The organism is Pseudomonas bubulae, from assembly GCF_900618535.1.
GTDB classification, from domain to species: Bacteria; Pseudomonadota; Gammaproteobacteria; order Pseudomonadales; family Pseudomonadaceae; genus Aquipseudomonas; species Aquipseudomonas bubulae.
The window spans coordinates 209,332-226,824 of the sequence record NZ_UYJA01000002.1 but is presented as its reverse complement, the minus strand read 5'-3'; the positions used below and the strand labels follow the sequence as shown (position 1 = coordinate 226,824).

Annotated in this window: 14 protein-coding genes; 2 read left to right on the top strand and 12 right to left on the bottom strand. The window is 58.4% G+C overall.

What is annotated here, in order from left to right; all coding sequences use genetic code 11:
• Positions 1 to 56: 56 nt before the first annotated feature.
• From PPTH39_RS07690 to quiC, 9 genes are all read right to left on the bottom strand, one after another.
• Positions 57 to 1,376 carry a TolC family outer membrane protein gene (locus PPTH39_RS07690; protein ID WP_232527621.1) on the bottom strand — a complete coding sequence of 440 codons (1,320 nt, stop codon included), beginning with the start codon at positions 1,374 to 1,376 and terminating at the stop codon, positions 57 to 59.
• Positions 1,373 to 2,701 carry an HlyD family type I secretion periplasmic adaptor subunit gene (locus tag PPTH39_RS07685; RefSeq protein ID WP_130871832.1) on the bottom strand — a complete coding sequence of 443 codons (1,329 nt, stop codon included), beginning with the start codon at positions 2,699 to 2,701 and terminating at the stop codon, positions 1,373 to 1,375. The genes PPTH39_RS07690 and PPTH39_RS07685 overlap by 4 nt, the downstream gene beginning before the upstream one ends.
• A complete protein-coding gene (locus PPTH39_RS07680; protein WP_095023432.1) occupies positions 2,698 to 4,443 on the bottom strand; it encodes a type I secretion system permease/ATPase in 1,746 nt (581 codons plus the stop codon). The genes PPTH39_RS07685 and PPTH39_RS07680 overlap by 4 nt, the downstream gene beginning before the upstream one ends.
• 149 nt (positions 4,444 to 4,592) lie before the next feature.
• Positions 4,593 to 5,222, bottom strand: a complete 630-nt coding sequence (locus PPTH39_RS07675; RefSeq protein ID WP_095018395.1) for a heme acquisition protein HasA — start codon at positions 5,220 to 5,222, stop codon at positions 4,593 to 4,595.
• A gap of 102 nt (positions 5,223 to 5,324) precedes the next feature.
• Positions 5,325 to 8,096, bottom strand: a complete 2,772-nt coding sequence (locus PPTH39_RS07670) for a TonB-dependent receptor (RefSeq protein WP_130871831.1) — start codon at positions 8,094 to 8,096, stop codon at positions 5,325 to 5,327.
• Between the two features lie 128 nt (positions 8,097 to 8,224).
• Positions 8,225 to 9,223, bottom strand: coding sequence for a FecR family protein (locus tag PPTH39_RS07665; protein ID WP_095023435.1), 999 nt, complete (start codon positions 9,221 to 9,223; stop codon positions 8,225 to 8,227).
• 89 nt (positions 9,224 to 9,312) lie between these two features.
• Positions 9,313 to 9,819, bottom strand: a complete 507-nt coding sequence (locus tag PPTH39_RS07660; protein ID WP_095018398.1) for an RNA polymerase sigma factor — start codon at positions 9,817 to 9,819, stop codon at positions 9,313 to 9,315.
• A 103-nt stretch (positions 9,820 to 9,922) separates the two neighbouring features.
• Positions 9,923 to 10,600 (bottom strand): TetR/AcrR family transcriptional regulator, encoded by a 678-nt coding sequence (locus PPTH39_RS07655; protein WP_095039262.1) that lies wholly within the window; start codon positions 10,598 to 10,600, stop codon positions 9,923 to 9,925.
• 67 nt (positions 10,601 to 10,667) lie between these two features.
• A complete protein-coding gene (gene quiC, locus PPTH39_RS07650) occupies positions 10,668 to 12,578 on the bottom strand; it encodes a 3-dehydroshikimate dehydratase QuiC (protein ID WP_095021299.1) in 1,911 nt (636 codons plus the stop codon).
• A gap of 244 nt (positions 12,579 to 12,822) precedes the next feature.
• On the opposite strand from quiC, the gene PPTH39_RS07645 reads away from it, so the two are divergent.
• Both PPTH39_RS07645 and PPTH39_RS07640 read left to right on the top strand, forming a co-directional pair.
• Complete coding sequence (locus tag PPTH39_RS07645) at positions 12,823 to 14,151, top strand: MFS transporter (RefSeq protein ID WP_094999385.1); 1,329 nt, start codon at positions 12,823 to 12,825, stop codon at positions 14,149 to 14,151.
• Positions 14,152 to 14,174: 23 nt separating this feature from the next.
• Positions 14,175 to 15,059 (top strand): DMT family transporter, encoded by an 885-nt coding sequence (locus PPTH39_RS07640; protein ID WP_094999386.1) that lies wholly within the window; start codon positions 14,175 to 14,177, stop codon positions 15,057 to 15,059.
• 65 nt (positions 15,060 to 15,124) lie between these two features.
• Here PPTH39_RS07640 and pcaG read toward each other — a convergent pair whose 3' ends face one another.
• From pcaG to pcaQ, 3 genes are all read right to left on the bottom strand, one after another.
• On the bottom strand, positions 15,125 to 15,730 hold the full coding sequence (gene pcaG / locus PPTH39_RS07635) for a protocatechuate 3,4-dioxygenase subunit alpha (RefSeq protein WP_094999387.1): 606 nt from the start codon (positions 15,728 to 15,730) through the stop codon (positions 15,125 to 15,127).
• 11 nt (positions 15,731 to 15,741) lie between these two features.
• A complete protein-coding gene (pcaH, locus tag PPTH39_RS07630; RefSeq protein WP_016779340.1) occupies positions 15,742 to 16,461 on the bottom strand; it encodes a protocatechuate 3,4-dioxygenase subunit beta in 720 nt (239 codons plus the stop codon).
• 98 nt (positions 16,462 to 16,559) lie between these two features.
• Positions 16,560 to 17,489 (bottom strand): pca operon transcription factor PcaQ, encoded by a 930-nt coding sequence (gene pcaQ, locus PPTH39_RS07625; protein WP_095024975.1) that lies wholly within the window; start codon positions 17,487 to 17,489, stop codon positions 16,560 to 16,562.
• Positions 17,490 to 17,493: the final 4 nt, after the last annotated feature.

The window sequence follows — 17,493 nt, the reverse complement described above, 5'->3', positions numbered from 1 at the left end:
GCAATACCTGTGGGGGCGGGCTTGCCCGCGATGGTAAGGCCGCAATATGGCCATGTTTAATGGGCCCGAAAATACCCCGCCACCTGCCGCAAATCCCCCTCGTTTAATACCCCCGCGTAATACCTGAGCTGTACCCGTGCCAATAAATACGCATAGCGTGCCTCGGCCAGATCCCGCTTGGCACTGAACAACTGCTGCTCGGCATCCAGCACATCCAGATTGACCCGCTCGCCGCCACTCACGCTTTTCTGCGTCGCCTGCACCAGGGCACCGGCGGACTCCACCGCCATTTCATAGGCCCGCACCTTGGCCGCAGCACTGCTATTGAGGTTGTACTGCTTGCGCAGGTCCACCAGCGTGCTGGCTGTTTGCGCGTCCAGTTCATACTGGGCCTGGGACAATTGCCGCGCGGCCTGGCGGGTCGATGCCGACACCGATCCCCCCGCAAACAACGGCACGGTGAGCTGAATGCCGACACTGTTGGTGTCGTATTTCTGGTTATAGGTACTTTCGGAGTCAGAACTGGTCTGACGGCTGCTGGCATACAAGCTGAGTTTGGGCAGATGCCCGGCGCGCTTGCGCTCCACCTCGTACTCGGCCGAGGTCAGCGCATGCTGCTGCGAGGCCAGTTCCGGGTTATTGGCCAGGGCCAGCTCGCGCCAGCTTTCAAAGCGCTGCGGCTCCAGCGGCGCAATCGCAAAGTGCGCCGCCAGCGGGGCCAGTTGCCCGATCTGCAACGGCTCGCCAAGCATCGCCTCCAGCTCCCGCAGGGCTGCGTCCTGATTGTCTTGCGCCTCGATTTCTTCGGCCACCGCCATGCTCAGGCGCGCCTGGGTTTCCAGCACATCTGTGCGGGTGCCCTCGCCGCCCTTGAGCAATCGCTGGTTAAGCTGCAAACGCTCGGCAAAAGCACGCTTTTGCGCACGGCTCAGTTCAATGCGCTCCTGTGCCAGCAAGGCCTGGCTATAGGCATTAAGCAGCCGCACCGCCAGATACTGGCTTTTGCTGCGAAAGCGTTCATCAGAAAACAACGCCTGCGCCGCGCCCTGGCGGAATCGTGCGTAGGCTTCGTAGTCCAGCAGTGGTTGCTGCAAGGTCAAGGTTGCCGCATAACTGCGGTAGTCGCGATCGGTCCGGGTGCTGGCCTGGGTGACTTCAGACTCGTTGCGTGAGTTGTTGTAGTTCCACGACAGGGTCGGCAGCAACGCGGAGCGGCCAAGGGCGCGGTTCTCCTCACCGGCGGCACGCTCTTCGATGGCGGCCTGGAAGGTCGGGTCATTGCGCACGGCCAGATCGTAGGCGTCCAGCAACCCCAATGCCTGCACCGGCCCCGTGCACACCATCAATAATCCACATACAAACTGGCGCACGGTCATTCTTCCACCAATGCCATGTGAGTACGGTCGAGCAGCGGTTTGAACAGGTAATTGAGCATCGAGCGCTCGCCCGTGCGCACAAATGCCTCAACCGGCATGCCCGGGCGAATCTGCAACCCTGCCAACTGGGCCATGCCTGCTTCAGTGACCTGGGCACGCAGTGTGTAATACGGCTCGTCCGTGCGTTCATCGACCTGGCGATCCGCCGACACCAGCATCACTTCCCCCGCCACCCGCGGCGTGGTGCTCTGGCTAAAGGCCGAAAACATCAGCTCCACCGGCAACCCGGCGTGCACCTTGTCGGCCAGCTCGACCGGCACCCGGGCCTCGACCAGCAGGGGCTCGCCCTGGGGCACGATTTCCATCAGCGCCTGACCGGGCTTGATCACCCCACCTTCGGTAAACACATCCAGGCCCACCACAATCCCGGCCACCGGCGCGCGCAACTGACTGTTGGCCAACTCAAACTCGGCCGACGCCAGCCGATTGCGCAGGTCTTCAGTGCGAACCCGGGTATCGGCCAGTTGCGTACGCACTTCCTTTTGATACTCCTCGGCCAGTTGCCGAATTTTCAGACGCATCTCCAGCACTTGTCGCTGTAATTGGCCGATGCGACCGTAGTCTTCACTGATCGAACCCAGCACCTGGGCGTACACCCGCTCGCTGTCCAACAGGCGATTGCGCGGGATATAGCCTTCACGGGCCAGCTCACGCAAACCTTGTAACTGCTCGGCCAGGGCCGTGCGCTGCAGCACCTTGCTGGCCTGGGAGTCACGTACCCCACGCAACTGCGCCTCGGCGCCCGCGATGCTTTCATCGATACCCTGCTGATCCAGCAGCAATGCCTGACGCCGGCTATCGAACAATTGCCGTTGCAAAGCCAGATTGGACGCCACCTCCGGCTCGCTCGCCAATGCCGTCAACTCGGTGGGAAAGCTCACACTGGCCACACCGTCGCGCTCGGCATTAAGCCGCGCTTCACTGGCCAGCGAGCCATAAAACTGGCTGCGCAAGGATTGGGCCTGACCCAGCAGCGGGGTTTCCTTCAAGCGAATCAGTACCTGGCCTGCGACCACCTTGTCGCCGTCGCGCACATCGATGCGCTCAACAATCCCGCCGCTGGGGTGTTGCACCACTTTGCGATGGCCCGAAACCATCACCTTGCCCGACACCGCAACGCCCTTATCCAGCGGTGCCAATGCGGCCCAGCCGAGAAATCCGAGAAAGCCGCCGAGCATCAACAACCAGCCCAGGCGCGCATATCGGGTGTCATCCAGTTGCAGCACATTGCTGTCGCCAACGGCCTTGGCATTTAACTGCGTCATGCCTTGTTCGCCTCTGCCGTACCGAGCCGGTAGCTCACGTTCATCGCCGGCTTGGGCGCCGCAGGTTTAGCTGCAGCGGGCGCGCCGAGCACCTTGGCCGTGGGGCCAAAGGCTTGTAGCTGGCCTTCGCGCAGGATCAACAGTTGGTCGGTGAGGGTCAGCACATTGGGTTTGTGGGTGATCAAAATCAGGGTTCGCTTGTGCTGTTTGAGCTGGGTAATGGCCTGCAACAAGGCCTGCTCCCCGGCTTCATCGAGGTTGGAGTTGGGTTCGTCGAGCACGATCACCGCAGGCAGACCGTACAGCGCGCGGGCCAGGCCGATGCGCTGCTTCTGCCCGCCGGACAAACCAGCGCCACCCTCGCCCAGGCGCGTTTCATAACCGTCGGGCAATTGCAGAATCAGCTGATGCACACCCGCCAGTTGCGCGGCGGCCAGTACCTTGTCGGCATCCACCTCGGCAAAGCGTGCGATGTTTTGCGCGATGGTGCCGGCAAACAGCTGAATGTCCTGGGGCAAATAACCCAAGTGCGGGCCAAGCTGGTGTTTGTCCCACTGCGACAGCTCGGCACCGTCCAGCCGCACCTTGCCCGCCAGCGGCTGCCATACGCCGATCAGCAGCCGGGCCAGGGTTGACTTGCCGCAACCAGAAGGCCCGATCACCCCCAGCACCTGCCCGGCCGGCAGGGTAAAACTCAGGTTGGCCAGGGTGGCGCGACGGGTGCCGGGCGCACTGGCGCTCAATTGCTCCACCGCCAGCTCGCCCCGTGGCGCGGGCAAAGCCATGCGTTGCGCCCGAGCCGGATAGCTGTGCAGCAAGGCTTCGAGACGCTGATAGGCCAGCCGCGCCGAACTCCACTGTTTCCACACGCCGATCAACTGATCGATGGGGCTCAACACCCGGCCCATCAGAATGGAGCCGGCAATCATCATCCCGGCCGTGATCTGCCCCTGCACCGCCAGCAAGGCACCGAGGCCAAGCACCAGGGATTGCAGGGCCAGACGCACGCCCTTGGACCAGGCGCTGACGGTGGCGGTTTTTTCGCTGGCCAGATTCTGCTGCGCCAAAAAGGCCGTGTGCTGCGCCAGCCAACGCCCGCGCAAGGTGTCGAGCATGCCCATGGCTTCAATGGCCTCGGCATTGCGCAGATGCGCGCTGGCCTGCTGGGTGGCCTGCACCGACAACTCGCTGGCGGCCTTGAGCGGCGCTTGGGAAACGCGCTGATTGACCCACGCCAGAATCATCAACAGTACCGCGCCGCCCAAGGCCAACAGCCCCAGCCAGGGGCTGAACATAAAGATCACAAACAGATACACCGGAAACCACGGCGCGTCGAAAAACGCGAACAGCGCATTGCCCGTCGCGAACTGGCGCAGGCTGGTGAGGTCATTCAACGCCTGCGCTGCTGCCGGACTGCCGGTGCGCAATTGCGCCTCGAAAGCGGCGTCGTAGACGCGCTGATTCAAGCGCATGTCCATCTGCGTGCCGAGGCGGATCACCACCTGGCTACGCACCCACTCCAACGCCCCCATCAGGCCAAACAGGCCGAGGATCATCAGCGTCAGCATCAACAGGGTCATTTGATTGCCCGATGCCAGCACCCGGTCATATACCTGCAGCATGTACAGGGCCGGGGCCAGCATCAGTAAATTGATCACGGCCGAGAACAGGCCGATATTGAAAAAAGCACGTTTGTAGGCCGTCAAGGCAGCCAGCATCTCGTTGGCTTTGGGCCGGGTCATGGAAAGGTTCCGAGGATATGGGCCGAAAACCCTGTGGGAGCTGGCTTGCCTGCGATGCAAGCGGCGCGGTCTGACTGCCAGACCATGCCGATGCCATCGCGGGCAAGCCCGGCTCCCACAGGATTGGAGTTCACTGAGGTGGGCGGGAGTTACGCCGCCAGTGCCCAGTCCTGAGCCACATCCAGCACGCCCACCAGGCTGATATCAGCCGCCAGTGGTGCATCGGCGTGAGCCAGGCCAGCTGCCGCCAGTTGGTCGAAGGTTGAATCGGTGCTCAGGCCGAACCCGCTCAGCAGGTTGTTGAGCACGCCTTCCAGACCCGATACGTCGCCTTTCATCAGGCCGTAGATCACGTCCTGAACAGCGTTGCCCGCACGGCCGGCATCGCTGGCGGCAGACAGGTCGAGGCCGTTGAAGGAGGCGGTGTAGTCGCCCAAGGTAAAGTCGCTGCCCTTACCACCGCCAAGCACTTCACCCAACTGCACGTTATCCAGGTTGCCCCACAGGTAGTGGTTCATGTTGTCGCCCGCAGACAGTTTCGGGTTAAACACGTAGTTCAAACCATTATCCGTATTGCTCTCAGCCACAAAGGCGTATTTCGAACCATTGGCACCCTGAGTTGCATACTGCTCGCCTGTCATTGCACGACCACCGGTGTTGAAACCACCGGTATTCACTGTGCCATGATCGGCAGTGCGGAAACCGGTCGACCATTCGCTTAACACATCCTTAACCGAAATATCGCCGTACAGAGAGTTGTAAGTTACTGAGATAGTCATATTTACTTTCTTCCATTGATAGATTTAGTGACAACCTGCACACGTCTGCGTGCTTTTGCTCAATACGAGCAAAATCTTTAACAACGACAGAATCGCTGTTTTTTAAAATTTGTATTCGAGCATTCCGCTCAATGTACGACCCCGAGCCAAACTCAAGTTATTGGCATCGCCCATGGCAACGAAATATGCCTCATCAGTGGCGTTCTCCAGCACTAACGTGAGGTTCACATCATTAGTGGGCCAGTAACTGGCATACAGGTCATACACACTGTACTTAGGCCAGGTCGCTTGCTCGATACTGTAATAGTTATGGGCATTCATATCGGCACCGTTACCGCGGCTATAGCGCAAACGAATACCCGTGTCCAGGCGTCGCTCCAGAAAGCGTGCACCAACGGTTAAAGATCCCCGGTCTGCGGGCATATGCGCCGCGCTGCCCATGATCCCGCCGCACGCGACGTAGCTGTTGCTTTTATCATCATCCAGGTACTCATACTCGCTCACTTTTCTAAAGCCCATTGTCCCATCCGGCTTTACATAACGCTCCAAATAACTCTTCAGGATTTTTCCGGCTTTTTTGGCGCCCCCAAGATAGTGATCATTTGCACAAAAATCGTTAGCACCAATCATATGGGTGTAGCTTAAATTGGTATACGCACGCCCCATATCATAGTTGAGCTGATACTCAAGCCCCCTAAAACGGGTATCATTCAAGTTATTAACGTATGCCAGATCACCAAAATTATTTGATGCTTCAGGCAGCGCGATACCGTACTGCATAAACGTAAAGTTCTTGATTCGGTTATCAAAATAAGAAACCTTCATACCCAGACGGTCATTATTAAAAAATAACGACTCTTTAAATATATTGAAGCCGACTTCCCAGTCTCTGGATTCCTCTGCCTTGAGAAAGGGGTTTGGGAACACCCGTTCAGGGGCATTGCCGCCATGAGGCCGCCCCGTCATCAATACTTCGGTCACCGCCGGTGGGCGCCATCCCTTGCCCCAACGTGCATACAACTGAAGCCAGTCCACACCCGGCTTGATCGCAAGACCGAACGTCGGTGAAAACTGGCCGCTCTCTTCGTCCAGGTCGTAGGTATCTTCGACACGCTTTGCCGGATCCAGATTAACCACCGGCACACCATTCTCATACCGAATGATTTCTTGACGATACAGCGTCATCCCCGTCTTGCCTTCAAGACGATAACGGTCATAGCGCAAGCCACCATTGAGGGTCAGCCAGTCGTTGTAGTTGTACTCCAGATTGCTGAACAGGCTGGCCATAGTGCGTTTGCCAGAAGGGTCGGCACCATCAACATAAGGTTTTACCGCTTCACTCAAGGCCGCAACTTTATTGCTCTTTGGCTTGAAGGTGTCCTGGTACATCTCCAGGCCATAATTCCAGGTCAAAAGACCGTAGGTATCGAAGTTGAAGCGTGAGGTGTTCTCGCCTTGCAGCCCCCAGGTATCGGTACGGAAATAGTCCTTGTACGGGTCGTAGTTGTTCCTTACTTCGCTTGTCTGGTGCCCGGCGTTGGAACGCACCAGTTCAGTGGTGACGTAATACAGCTTGGCCTTGAAATCGATCAGTTCGTTGTCGGGATTAAAGCTGTAGTCCAGCCCGAAGTTGGCGGTGCCCAGATTGTTCTTGCTATGGCGGACGTAGTCATAGTCCGTCTCGTTGTTGATCGCGTAGGTCCATGAATCATTGCTGTCGCTGTCGGTATTCAGATAGCTCAGTTGTACACGCTGATCATTGGGCAGGTTGAGGCCGAACTTGACCATCTGCGAGCGCGTCACACTGCCTGCATCCCCCACCTCATTGTTCAGCCAGTTGTTCCAGGCTTCGCGGCGAGTTTTTTTGACGCGGATTTCATCCCCCAGGTTGTCAGCGTTTTGCCGGCCACTACGGTAGTTGCCGAAGTGTCGTTCACTGTAGGCAAACAAGGCATCGCCAATGTCGTTTCCAATGGCGAACACTCCACCACCGTTGAAATAAGTACCGTTGCCCAATTCACCGATACCGCTACCTGCCCGGATACGTCCGCCGAACTCTTTGCCATTTTTCAAAAAATCACTGGCTTCGATGGTTTTAAAGGTGGCGATCCCCCCGAGTACTGCAGCACCGCCCATGCCCGACTGAGTGCCTTTATCAATTTCAATACTTGAGATCATCTGCGGATCGATCAGCATCACGCCGTTGCGATGCTGGTGACCATTGACGCTGAAGTCCTGGCGCATGCCATCAACGTTCATGTTGACCCGGCCATAGTCCTGAAGACCCCGGATATTGGCCGACAAGCCTGGGTCGCGTTGGTCTACTGCGGTGTAGACACCGGGGGTTTCTTCGAGCATGTCGGCTGTGTGGCGGGGGGCGCGCTTGTTGATTTGCTCGCTGGTAATCACGGACACCCCTTCAGGCGTCTGATAAACCCAATCCGCCGTATTACCCTCACTGGCCGTCACCGAGGTGGTGCCCAGGGCCAGGGCGCCGTTGTGTTCGCCGCTGACGCGGGTCAGGGTGATCTGCCGTTCGCCGGTAAAGCGATATTCCACCGGGTTGTTGCCCAGCAAGCGCGCCAGGCCTTCCTGCACGCCAAGGTCGCCATTCAGCGCCACGGAGCTCAGGCCGCGCAGCATCTGGCTGTCAAACAGCACTTGCAGGCCCGCCTGTTCGGCGAAGATCAGCACGGCCTTGTCCAGCGGCTGGGCCGGAATATGGAAGGCGATAAATTCTTGCTGAACGGCGCTGCTGACTTTTTCTGCGGCCTGCACCGGCATTTGCGCCGCCAACAGGGCGACAATCCCGACATGAACTGCAAAGGCTAACCGACTTGCGGATTGCACCCCTTTGCGCTGACTACCCATCATTTTTATTTTCCCCAGGCTTACGAGCTGCTTTGCGAATGAATCTCAATAGCAAGACGTAAGATGGGGGAAAAGTCAGTAAAGGTTTTTGCGATTAATTTTCAAAAAGCGCTGCAGAGCTTTGTGGTGGCTCAATACACCAGGCTCACGCCCGCCAGTTCGACGCGCTGCACCTGCAACTCCTGGGTAAGGGTGTGCAGGGCGCTGTCGAGCATTTCGAGGCGGAATACGCCGCTGACCTGTCGACTGGCCAGGGCCGGGTTGGCCAAGATGATCTGGCCGGGGCGATAGCGGTTGAGCTGCTCGATCACATGGCCCAATGGCTGGCGGTCAAATACCAGCACACCACGGCGCCAGCTGGTGGCTGCGCTCAAGTCGAAACCGGGCAGTTTTTCTACACCCTGCGCTGCGCTGTAGCGGGCGCTCTGGCCCTCCTCAAGGGTTTGCTGCGCTGCGCCTTGGGCCGGCGGCGTTTGCAGGCTCACGGCAACGCTGTGTTGCAACACGCCGACCCAGGCCTGATCGCGGCTTTCGCGGCCCACCACAAATTGCGTGCCCAGCGCTCGGGTACGCCCGCCCGCACTTTGCACCACAAAAGGCCGGGTTTCGGCTTCGTCCATGGGCGCCACGTCAAACACCGCCGAACCCGCCAGCAGGCTGATACGCCGCTCGCCAGTGTCGTAGTCGATGCTGATGGCACTGGAGGCATCCAGCTGTACCGAGCTGCCGTCGTCGAGCTGAACCGTGCGGATTTCTCCCGCACCTGTGCGGTAGTCGGCCTGCATCTGTATCAGTATCGTCGGGCCGCTAAACCAGCCAACTGCGACTACCAACGACAGCACTGCAGCACGTCCGGCCCAGCGCAACGGCCGTCGACGTCGGCTCACAGGCGCGGGTCGGGCTTCTGCTGGTCGCTGGCGATGGGCAACAGGCCGCGGCTCCAGCGCCAAATCCCCCAGCGCTGCCCAGGTCTGCTCGGCAAAGCGCAAGGCCTCTGGATGGCGCTTATCGGCCGCCAGCCACTGCTCCAGCTGCGCCTGCGCCTCCTCGCTCAACGCACCCGCGTGCAGACGCACCGCCCACTCGGCGGCCGCTTCAGTAATGCTCTGCTGTTCGGGGCCTTGGCTCATCAGGTGTGAATCTCTATTTCTCGTTATATATAAGCAGTGACGTCTCGCCGGCTAAAACTCAGTAAGCCGTTCATCCACATATTTGAAAGTTATTTCTCGGGCTCTTGTAGACGCTGCATGACGTAAGCCAAAGCTTTCGACAGATGCTTCTGCACTGAGCTGTCGGAAATTTCAAGATGGCGCGCAACTTGAGCATGGGTCATGCCCTCGATGCGGTTGAGACGGAAGATTTCCTGGGTGCGTTCGGGCAATTCGGACAATGCCTGCTTTAGAGCCATGCGCTGTTGTTCAGCCATCGCCTGGGCCTCCAGCCCTGCCATTTCGTCTTCGATTTCGGCCAGTGCTTCATGGGGGACCGTATCGGTCTTGCGCCGGGTTTCCTGACGAATGTGATCGACCAGCAGGTTGCCAGCAATGCGATAGAGGTAACCGGGGGAGTTGTCGATGTGCTCTTTGCGGTCACGCTCGGCCATGCGCAGAAAACTTTCCTGCACCAGGTCCGCGGCCAGCTGTGGGTCTCGTACCTTGCGCGCCAGATACCCGCGCAGGGTACTGGCATGCTTGAGGAACAAGCCCTTGAGATCCGTATCCAACAAACCGACTCCCTGAGCATGAAGGAAAGGGGCCGCTATCTTACTTTTTGTCGAGAATGATTTTCAATTGGTATTGTGTTTCATTAGTACAAAGTGTGCCGCCTGTTCACGCCTGCAAATAGCGCAATACGGCATCACACATCATGTCGCGCTGACGCTGCTTGACCTGCAGATCAGAGAAGTCGACCTGGAAAATTTCACCCAGGGTGTAGCGATTTGATACGCGGTAAAAACAGAATGAGCTGACCAGCAAATGCACATCCAGCGGGTTGAGCCCGGCACGGAACACCCGTTGTTCAACCCCGCGCTGCAGGATGTTTTCAAGTGCCTGCACGATCGTGTCGTTCATGGCCTTGATGCCTTCGGAGCGCTTGATGTACTCGCCCTTGTGGATATTTTCGATGCTGACGATACGCACAAAATCCGCATTCATGTCGTGGTGGTCGAAGGTGAATTCCACCAGTCGTTGAATCGCCAGAACCGGCTCAAGCTGATCCAGATTCAAGCAGCTTTCGATGCTGCGGATTTCGCCGTACAACTTCTCCAGCACCTCGACGTAGAGTTGCTCCTTGCTGGTGAAGTAGTAATAGATCATGCGCTTGGAGGTTTTAGTGCGCTCGGCAATCGCATCCACCCGCGCCCCCGCCAGGCCTTGTTCGACGAACTCGACAATGGCTTCTTGCAGGATATTTTCCCGGGTCTTTTCAGGGTTGTTCTTACGGCTTTTGCGCGGTTCGACTAGCGGTGCCGTGGCGCCGGTATCGACTTCTGGAGTATTGGTCATTTAAGGCTCACGGCCAGGTTGGAGTGCCCGGGATTATGGGGCGCCCCGCCCCATGAAGGAAGTCGCCCTACAACTTTGCCTGACGCACCGCACCACTGCGTGACTTGGCCATCGCCGCCAGGCGCACCGCAACGTTCGCCGCGCCATACCCGGCATAGCCATTTTTGCGTTGCAGCAGCTCGAAGAAAAACCGCCCTTCAAACGCCTCGGTGTACACATGAAACAGCTCGCCACCCTGGGCATCGCGGTCATACAGCACGTTGAAATAGGCCAGTTTGCTCAGGAATTCGTCATCGAAATCGAAGCGTGCAGCCAGGTCGTCGTAATAATTGAGCGGGATATCCAGCAGCGGCACGCCTGCGGCTTTGGCGCGACTGACTTCGGCGAACAGGTCGTCACACTCAAAGGCGATATGGTGCACACCCGAGCCGCGATAACTCGACAGAGCATGTGAGATCGCGGTGTTTCTGTTTTCGGAAATGTTCAGCGGCAAGCGAATCGAGCTGCAACGGCTACGCAGCGCGCGGCTCTTTACCAGACCATAGGGGTCGGGGAGCACCACTTCGTCATCGGCTTCGAAATCCAGCAGGCTCTTATAGAACAGTACCCAGCTGTCGAGGCTGTCGGCGGGTAATGCCATCGCCATATGATCGATGCGTTTAAGGCCGCCCTGGGGTGATGGGGCTGACGTGAGGTTGAAGTCAGATTCATACAACGGCTTGCCGGTAGCGTCTTTGTCCACCAGATAAATCAGGCTGCCATCGGGCGCACGCACTGCCGCCAGCTCCAGTTCGTTAGGGCCGACCAGCCCGCGATAAGGCTGCCCCTTGTAGGCCACGGCACGGGCCAGTGCGCTGGCACTGTCTTGCACCCGAATGGCAGTGGCACATAAAGATGGACCGTGGGCCTCAAAAAAGTTATGGGCAAAAGAATAGGGTTCGGCGTTGAGGATCAGGTTGATATCACCCTGGCGCAGCAAGCTCACATTTTTTGAGCGGTGCTGCCCGGCCTTGCTGAAACCCAGTCGCTCGAGCCAGTGGGTCAGTTGCGCGCCCTGGCTTTCATCCACGGCAAATTCGAGAAACTCGATGCCGTCGTACGGGCTGGCAGCGGGCGGGGCGAACAATGGCTCCAAGGTAGCGACCGGGGCATTTTGCAGGGCAAGCCGCTCGCGGGTTTTCTCTTCCAGATACAGCAACGAACGCAAGCCATCGGCCGCATTGGCGCGGGGCGGAGCGGCGCGAAAACCGTCGTTGAAGATCTCCAGCGACAGCGGCCCGGTGTAGCCACTTTGTATGATCGGTGCCAGGAAGCCTGGCAGATCGAACTCGCCCTGCCCCGGGAAACAGCGGAAGTGACGGCTCCACTCCAGCACATCCATCGCCAGAATCGGGGCGTCTGCCATCTGTACAAAGAAGATTTTGTCACCGGGAATCTGCGCAATGCCACTCGGGTCACCCTTGAGGGACAGGGTGTGGAAGCTGTCGAGCAATACGCCGAGGTTGGGGTGATCGACCTCGCGCACCAGGTCCCAGACCTGTTGCCAGGTGTTGACATGACGGCCCCAGGCCAGGGCTTCGTAACCAATACGCAGATTGCGCGCCCCGGCGCGCTCGGCGAGCAGGCTCAGGTCATCGAGCAGAATCTGCCGGTCACCCACCGAATCCGTTGCGGCATTGCTGCACACCAGCACCAGATCGGTGCCCAGCTCCTGCATCAGGTCAAACTTGCGTTCGGCGCGGTCGAGGTTGCGGGCCAAACGATCGCGGCGGCAGCCTTCAAAATCACGAAACGGCTGAAACAGGCTTATTTCCAACCCCAGATCGGTACATATCTGACGCACCTCTCGGGGGCTGCCGTCATAATACAGCAGGTCGTTTTCAAAAATTTCGACCCCGTCAAAACCTGCCGCCGCAATGGCATCGAGCTTTTCCGGCAGGGTGCCGCTCAAGGAAACCGTGGCGATCGAACGCTTCATTTATAACTCCCAGGATTGGCGCAGCCTGCAGGCGACGGCATTTCTTAATGGCTTGATTATTAAGGGCGCCCTATTATTGAGCAACCAATCTGTACCAACCGGTTAGTTTTGCGTGCGATTATCGAACAATATGGCCTATCTTGAATTGACGACTTTTTGTCCACTCGCCACCATCAAGCCCGTACTCCCTGCGTCACTTGTTGTGCAACACCACATAAAAATTCCAAGAAACGGGTAAACATCCATGGTCCCTTCTCCGACTGCACGCACCACTTCTGCCCATGCTCCAAACGCAGGAATCGGTGACAAGATTCGCGGCACCCTGGCGACTGGCAAAACCCGTTGGGGCATGCTCGCACTGGTGTTTTTCGCCACCACCCTCAACTTTATCGACCGTGCTGCCCTGGGCGTAATGCAACCGATCCTGGCCAAGGAGATGAGCTGGACGGCGATGGATTACGCCAACATCAACTTCTGGTTTCAGGTGGGCTACGCCATCGGCTTCGTGCTGCAAGGCCGACTGATCGACCGTGTCGGGGTCAAGCGCGTGTTCTTCTGCGCCGTGTTGCTGTGGAGCCTGGCCACCGGCGCCCATGGCCTGGCCACTTCGGCGGTGGGCTTTATGATCTGCCGCTTTATCCTCGGCATCACTGAAGCCGCCAATTACCCGGCCTGCGTAAAAACCACGCGCCTGTGGTTCCCGGCCAGCGAGCGCGCCGTGGCCAGCGGCATCTTCAACGCCGGCACCAACGTAGGCGCCATGTTCACGCCGATGATGTTGCCGCTGGTACTGCATGTGTGGGGCTGGCAGGCGGCCTTTTTGTGCATGGCAGCCTTGGGCGGTATCTGGCTGATCTTCTGGGGTTTGAAGTACTACAACCCGGAAGAGCACCCGACCGTCACCAAGGCCGAGCTGGACTACATCCAACAAGAGAAAGAGCCTGAGCAAACCACCGTCTCGTTCGGCACCATCCTCAAGATGCGCGGCACATGGGCATTCGCCTTGTCCTACGCCATGACGGCACCGGTGTTCTGGTTCTACCTGTACTGGCTGCCGCCGTTCCTGAACCAGCAATACAACCTGGGCATCAGCGTGACGCAAATGGGCATCCCGCTGATCATCATCTACATCACTGCCGATTTCGGCAGTGTGGGCGGCGGGATCCTGTCATCGGTTCTGATCAAACGCGGCATGGCGGCAGTCAAGGCGCGCCTGGTGTCGATGCTGTTGTGTGCCATCAGCATCATCGGCGTGGTCATGGCCGCAGGCTCCAGCCAGCTGTGGGTCGCCGTGGGCGCCATTGCCCTGGCCCTAGGTGCGCACCAGGCCTGGACGGCCAACGTGTGGAGCATGGTGATGGACTACACGCCCAAACATATGATGGGCACCGTGTTCGGCTTTGGCGGCATGTGCGCTGCGATCGGCGGGATGTTTATGACCCAGTTCGTGGGCTATGTGCTGACGGTCACCAACAATAATTACACCTTGCTGTTCACCATGATTCCAGCGATGTACTTCATTGCGTTAGTGTGGATGTACTTCATGGCACCGCGAAAAATCCCGCAGGTTTAGCGCATAGAACACCGAGGTATTCGATGACATTACCCACACCCCTTTCGGGGGTGAACCAACCCTTGAAGGGCATCTTGCTGATTGTGACGGCCACAGCGCTGTTCTCCAGCCACGATGCGCTGTCCAAGTACCTCAGTGGTTTTTACCCGGTGGTGATGGTGGTGTGGGCACGTTACCTGGTGCATACCGTATTGATGGCAGGGATCTTTCTGCCGCAGTCGGGGTTGCGTGTACTACGCAGCAAACGGCCTTTGCTTCAGGTGTTGCGGGCTATCTGCCTGCTGGGCTCGGGCCTGTTCTTCACCTATGGCTTGCTGTTTATCCCGCTGGCTGAAAATACCGCGGTCAACTTTCTGGCACCGCTGCTGGTGGCGGCCTTATCCGGGCCGCTGCTGGGCGAGACGGTCACGCGGGGGCAATGGTTGGCGGTGGTGTGCGGCTTTATCGGCGTGGTCATCATCATCCACCCGGGTGGCGAACTGTTTACCCCAGCGGTGTTATTGCCGATGGCGGCGGCGTTGTGCTTTAGCTGCTATCAAATCCTCACGCGCAAACTCAGCGCGTACGACAGCCCTACCACCAGCAACTTTTTTGCCGGGCTGTTCAATGTGCTGGTGATGAGTGCGCTGGTGCCTTTTTTCTGGCAAACGCCAACCCTGACCCACGGCCTGCAAATGCTGGCTTTGGGCAGCCTGGGCATGACTGCGCACTTGCTGCTGACCCAATCGTTTCGCGTTGCTGCACCGGCATTGCTGGCGCCATTCAGTTACTGCCAGATCGTATTCTCGGGGATATTGGGCTGGTTGCTATTTGACCACACACCAGATCTGGCCAGCCGGGTCGGTATTGCGATTATCTGTGCCAGCGGGTTGGCGGCGGCGTGGCAGCAGCGGCGCAGCCGCACATAATTCCCGTAGCAGCTGCCGAAGGAACGAGGCAGCTGCTACAGATTTTGCATTTGCCTCATATCCTTTTAAAAGTCGAAGAACACCGTCTCGCCTTCGCCCTGAATGCGGATGTCAAACCGATAGGCCGTTTTGCCATTTACTTCGCAACGCTGGGCGATCAGGGTTTCACGCCGTTGCGGCTGTTCGATCAGGTTAAGCACCGGGCACTTGGCATTGGCTTCTGGCTCATCGCTAAAGTACAGCCGCGTCTGCAAATGGATGTTGATACCCCGGGCAAACAGCGACACGTTGATATGCGGCGCCATCGGCACGCCAGCTGCGTTGTTCACCACGCCCGGCTTGATAGTATTGAGTGTCCACTCACCCGCATCGAAGGTGGTGGCGGTGCGACCAAAGCTGTTGAAGGCTTTTTCCGAGTCGAAGTTTTCGTCATAGACCCCTTTATGGTCGGCTTGCCAAAGCTCCAGAAAAGAGTCGCGCACCAGGTGGCCATTACCGTCATAAACGTTGCCAAACAGCACAATATGCTCGCCCGCAGCATCGGGTCTGGCCATTTCGCTCCAGATTTCCTCTGGACGCGACGGGTTGCCGGCCGCAGCCAGCGCCAGGCCGATATGCACGTAGGGACCAGCAGTTTGCGATGGGGTTTCCGGTAGCAGTTCGATAGGCATGACGGGGCTCCTCAGCAGTTTTCGAAGTGAGTCTGGCGCTGACCGCGCAGCACAATGTCAAAACGATAGGCCAGACAATCCATCGGATTGGCCGCGCCCATGTCCAACCGGGCAATCAGGCTCTGCACGGCATCGGCGTTGGTAATCGATTTGACGATCGGGCACATGGGGATCATCGGATCACCTTCGAAGTACAGCTGGGTAATCAGGCGCGTGGCAATCGAGGGGCCACTGATGGAAACGTGGATATGCGCCGGGCGCCAGTCGTTTGGCCCGTTGCGCCACGGGTAGGGCCCTGGCTTGACAGTGCGAAAGCTGTAATAACCTTCACTGTCGGTCAAGGTGCGGCCTACGCCGCCGAAGTTTGGGTCCAGCGGCGCCAGGTAGCGGTCGTTCTTGTGACGATATCGACCGCCTGCGTTGGCCTGCCAGATTTCCACCAAGGTATGAGGAATCGGCTTGCCATATTGATCGCGCACGCGACCTGCCAGGATGATCCGCTCGCCTATCGGCAAACCGCCATTATTGAAATTCAGCAGCAAGTCGTTGTCGAACTTGCCGAACTTAAGGTGGGAAAAGTCAGGCCCGCTGGTCTCACTCACCGATTGCGGGATGCTCACCAGCGCCTGACGCGGGGAACGGGCAATGGAAGTCTTGTAGTCAGGGGTCAGAGCTTTGGGGTGCCAGTTGCGGTCACGGATGATAAAGCGCCGGCTGTCTGCATCAGACATGTCGATCTCCTGTTGTTTTTATAAAGGCTGGGCGCCAGTTTTAACCAACAGGGGCGTAACGACTATTGAAAAGGCCAGGCCTATCCATAACTAAATGGTTATGGATAAATGCCTTCGCCGTAAGCTTGGCCCAATTCACGCAAAACCTCGACACACCCTTGCGCTGCCACCGACATCGGCACATGGGCGTTGCTGCAAATACCGATCGAACCGCCCGGCTCACGCTGGCCCAGGTCGATTTCTTGCAGCTCGCCACTGGCCAGGTCCAGGCGCACGGCATCCAGCGGGGCGATCCACACCGCATCATTGCGCAGCACATAACGCCGGCTGAGGGTGATCGACAGGGTTTCCAGGCGCTGGCGGGACTGGCTGATGCCGCACTGCACAAACAGGCTGTCGGCAAAGGTGCGAATGGTGGTGTTGGCCAATGGCAAAACCAGCGGGTAATTTTCCAGCTGGCTGCGGTCCAGCGGTCCCCGGATCAAGGGGTGATCTGCGCGCACCACCAGGGTCATGGATTCGCTGTAGAGATGCTCAAAATTCATACCCTGAATTTCCGGGCTATCGGTCATGCGCCCCACTACCAAATCGACATCGCCTACCCGTAACTGCGATAACAGATAGGCGCTGGGCCCGGTCACGACGCTCACCACCAGCGACGAATGCCTGGCGTGCAGGCGCTGCACCAACTCGGGTATCAGCAGGCTTTCTACCGTCGACAACACCCCCAGACGCACCATACCGCCCACGTATTCGCCACCCCGCAGAGCATTCACACCTTCACGCAAGGCCTGCACCGAAGGTGTCGCATAACGCAGAAAGGCCACCCCGGCCTCGGTCAGGGTGACCCCGCTTTTACTGCGTACAAACAGGCTGACCGTCAGTAACTCCTCAAGCTCCTTGAGGGTTTTTGACATCGCCGGCTGGCTTACCGCCAGCACATCCGCCGCCCGCGCCAGGCTGCCCTGGCGCGCCATCTCCAAAAAGCATACGAGGTGGCGGTACTTGATACGGGTATCGATATTCACAGGG

Excerpts from the sequence above, each read along its gene's own strand:
- PPTH39_RS07640 (WP_094999386.1), top strand. The coding sequence starts at position 14,175 with ATGACATTACCCACACCCCTTTCGGGGGTGAACCAACCCTTGAAGGGC.
- PPTH39_RS07670 (WP_130871831.1), bottom strand. The coding sequence starts at position 8,096 with ATGATGGGTAGTCAGCGCAAAGGGGTGCAATCCGCAAGTCGGTTAGCC.
- quiC (WP_095021299.1), bottom strand. The coding sequence starts at position 12,578 with ATGAAGCGTTCGATCGCCACGGTTTCCTTGAGCGGCACCCTGCCGGAA.
- pcaH (WP_016779340.1), bottom strand. The coding sequence starts at position 16,461 with ATGTCTGATGCAGACAGCCGGCGCTTTATCATCCGTGACCGCAACTGG.
- PPTH39_RS07665 (WP_095023435.1), bottom strand. The coding sequence starts at position 9,223 with ATGAGCCAAGGCCCCGAACAGCAGAGCATTACTGAAGCGGCCGCCGAG.
- PPTH39_RS07645 (WP_094999385.1), top strand. The coding sequence starts at position 12,823 with ATGGTCCCTTCTCCGACTGCACGCACCACTTCTGCCCATGCTCCAAAC.
- PPTH39_RS07680 (WP_095023432.1), bottom strand. The coding sequence starts at position 4,443 with ATGACCCGGCCCAAAGCCAACGAGATGCTGGCTGCCTTGACGGCCTAC.
- pcaG (WP_094999387.1), bottom strand. The coding sequence starts at position 15,730 with ATGCCTATCGAACTGCTACCGGAAACCCCATCGCAAACTGCTGGTCCC.
- PPTH39_RS07655 (WP_095039262.1), bottom strand. The coding sequence starts at position 10,600 with ATGACCAATACTCCAGAAGTCGATACCGGCGCCACGGCACCGCTAGTC.
- PPTH39_RS07685 (WP_130871832.1), bottom strand. The coding sequence starts at position 2,701 with ATGACGCAGTTAAATGCCAAGGCCGTTGGCGACAGCAATGTGCTGCAA.
- PPTH39_RS07690 (WP_232527621.1), bottom strand. The coding sequence starts at position 1,376 with ATGACCGTGCGCCAGTTTGTATGTGGATTATTGATGGTGTGCACGGGG.
- PPTH39_RS07675 (WP_095018395.1), bottom strand. The coding sequence starts at position 5,222 with ATGACTATCTCAGTAACTTACAACTCTCTGTACGGCGATATTTCGGTT.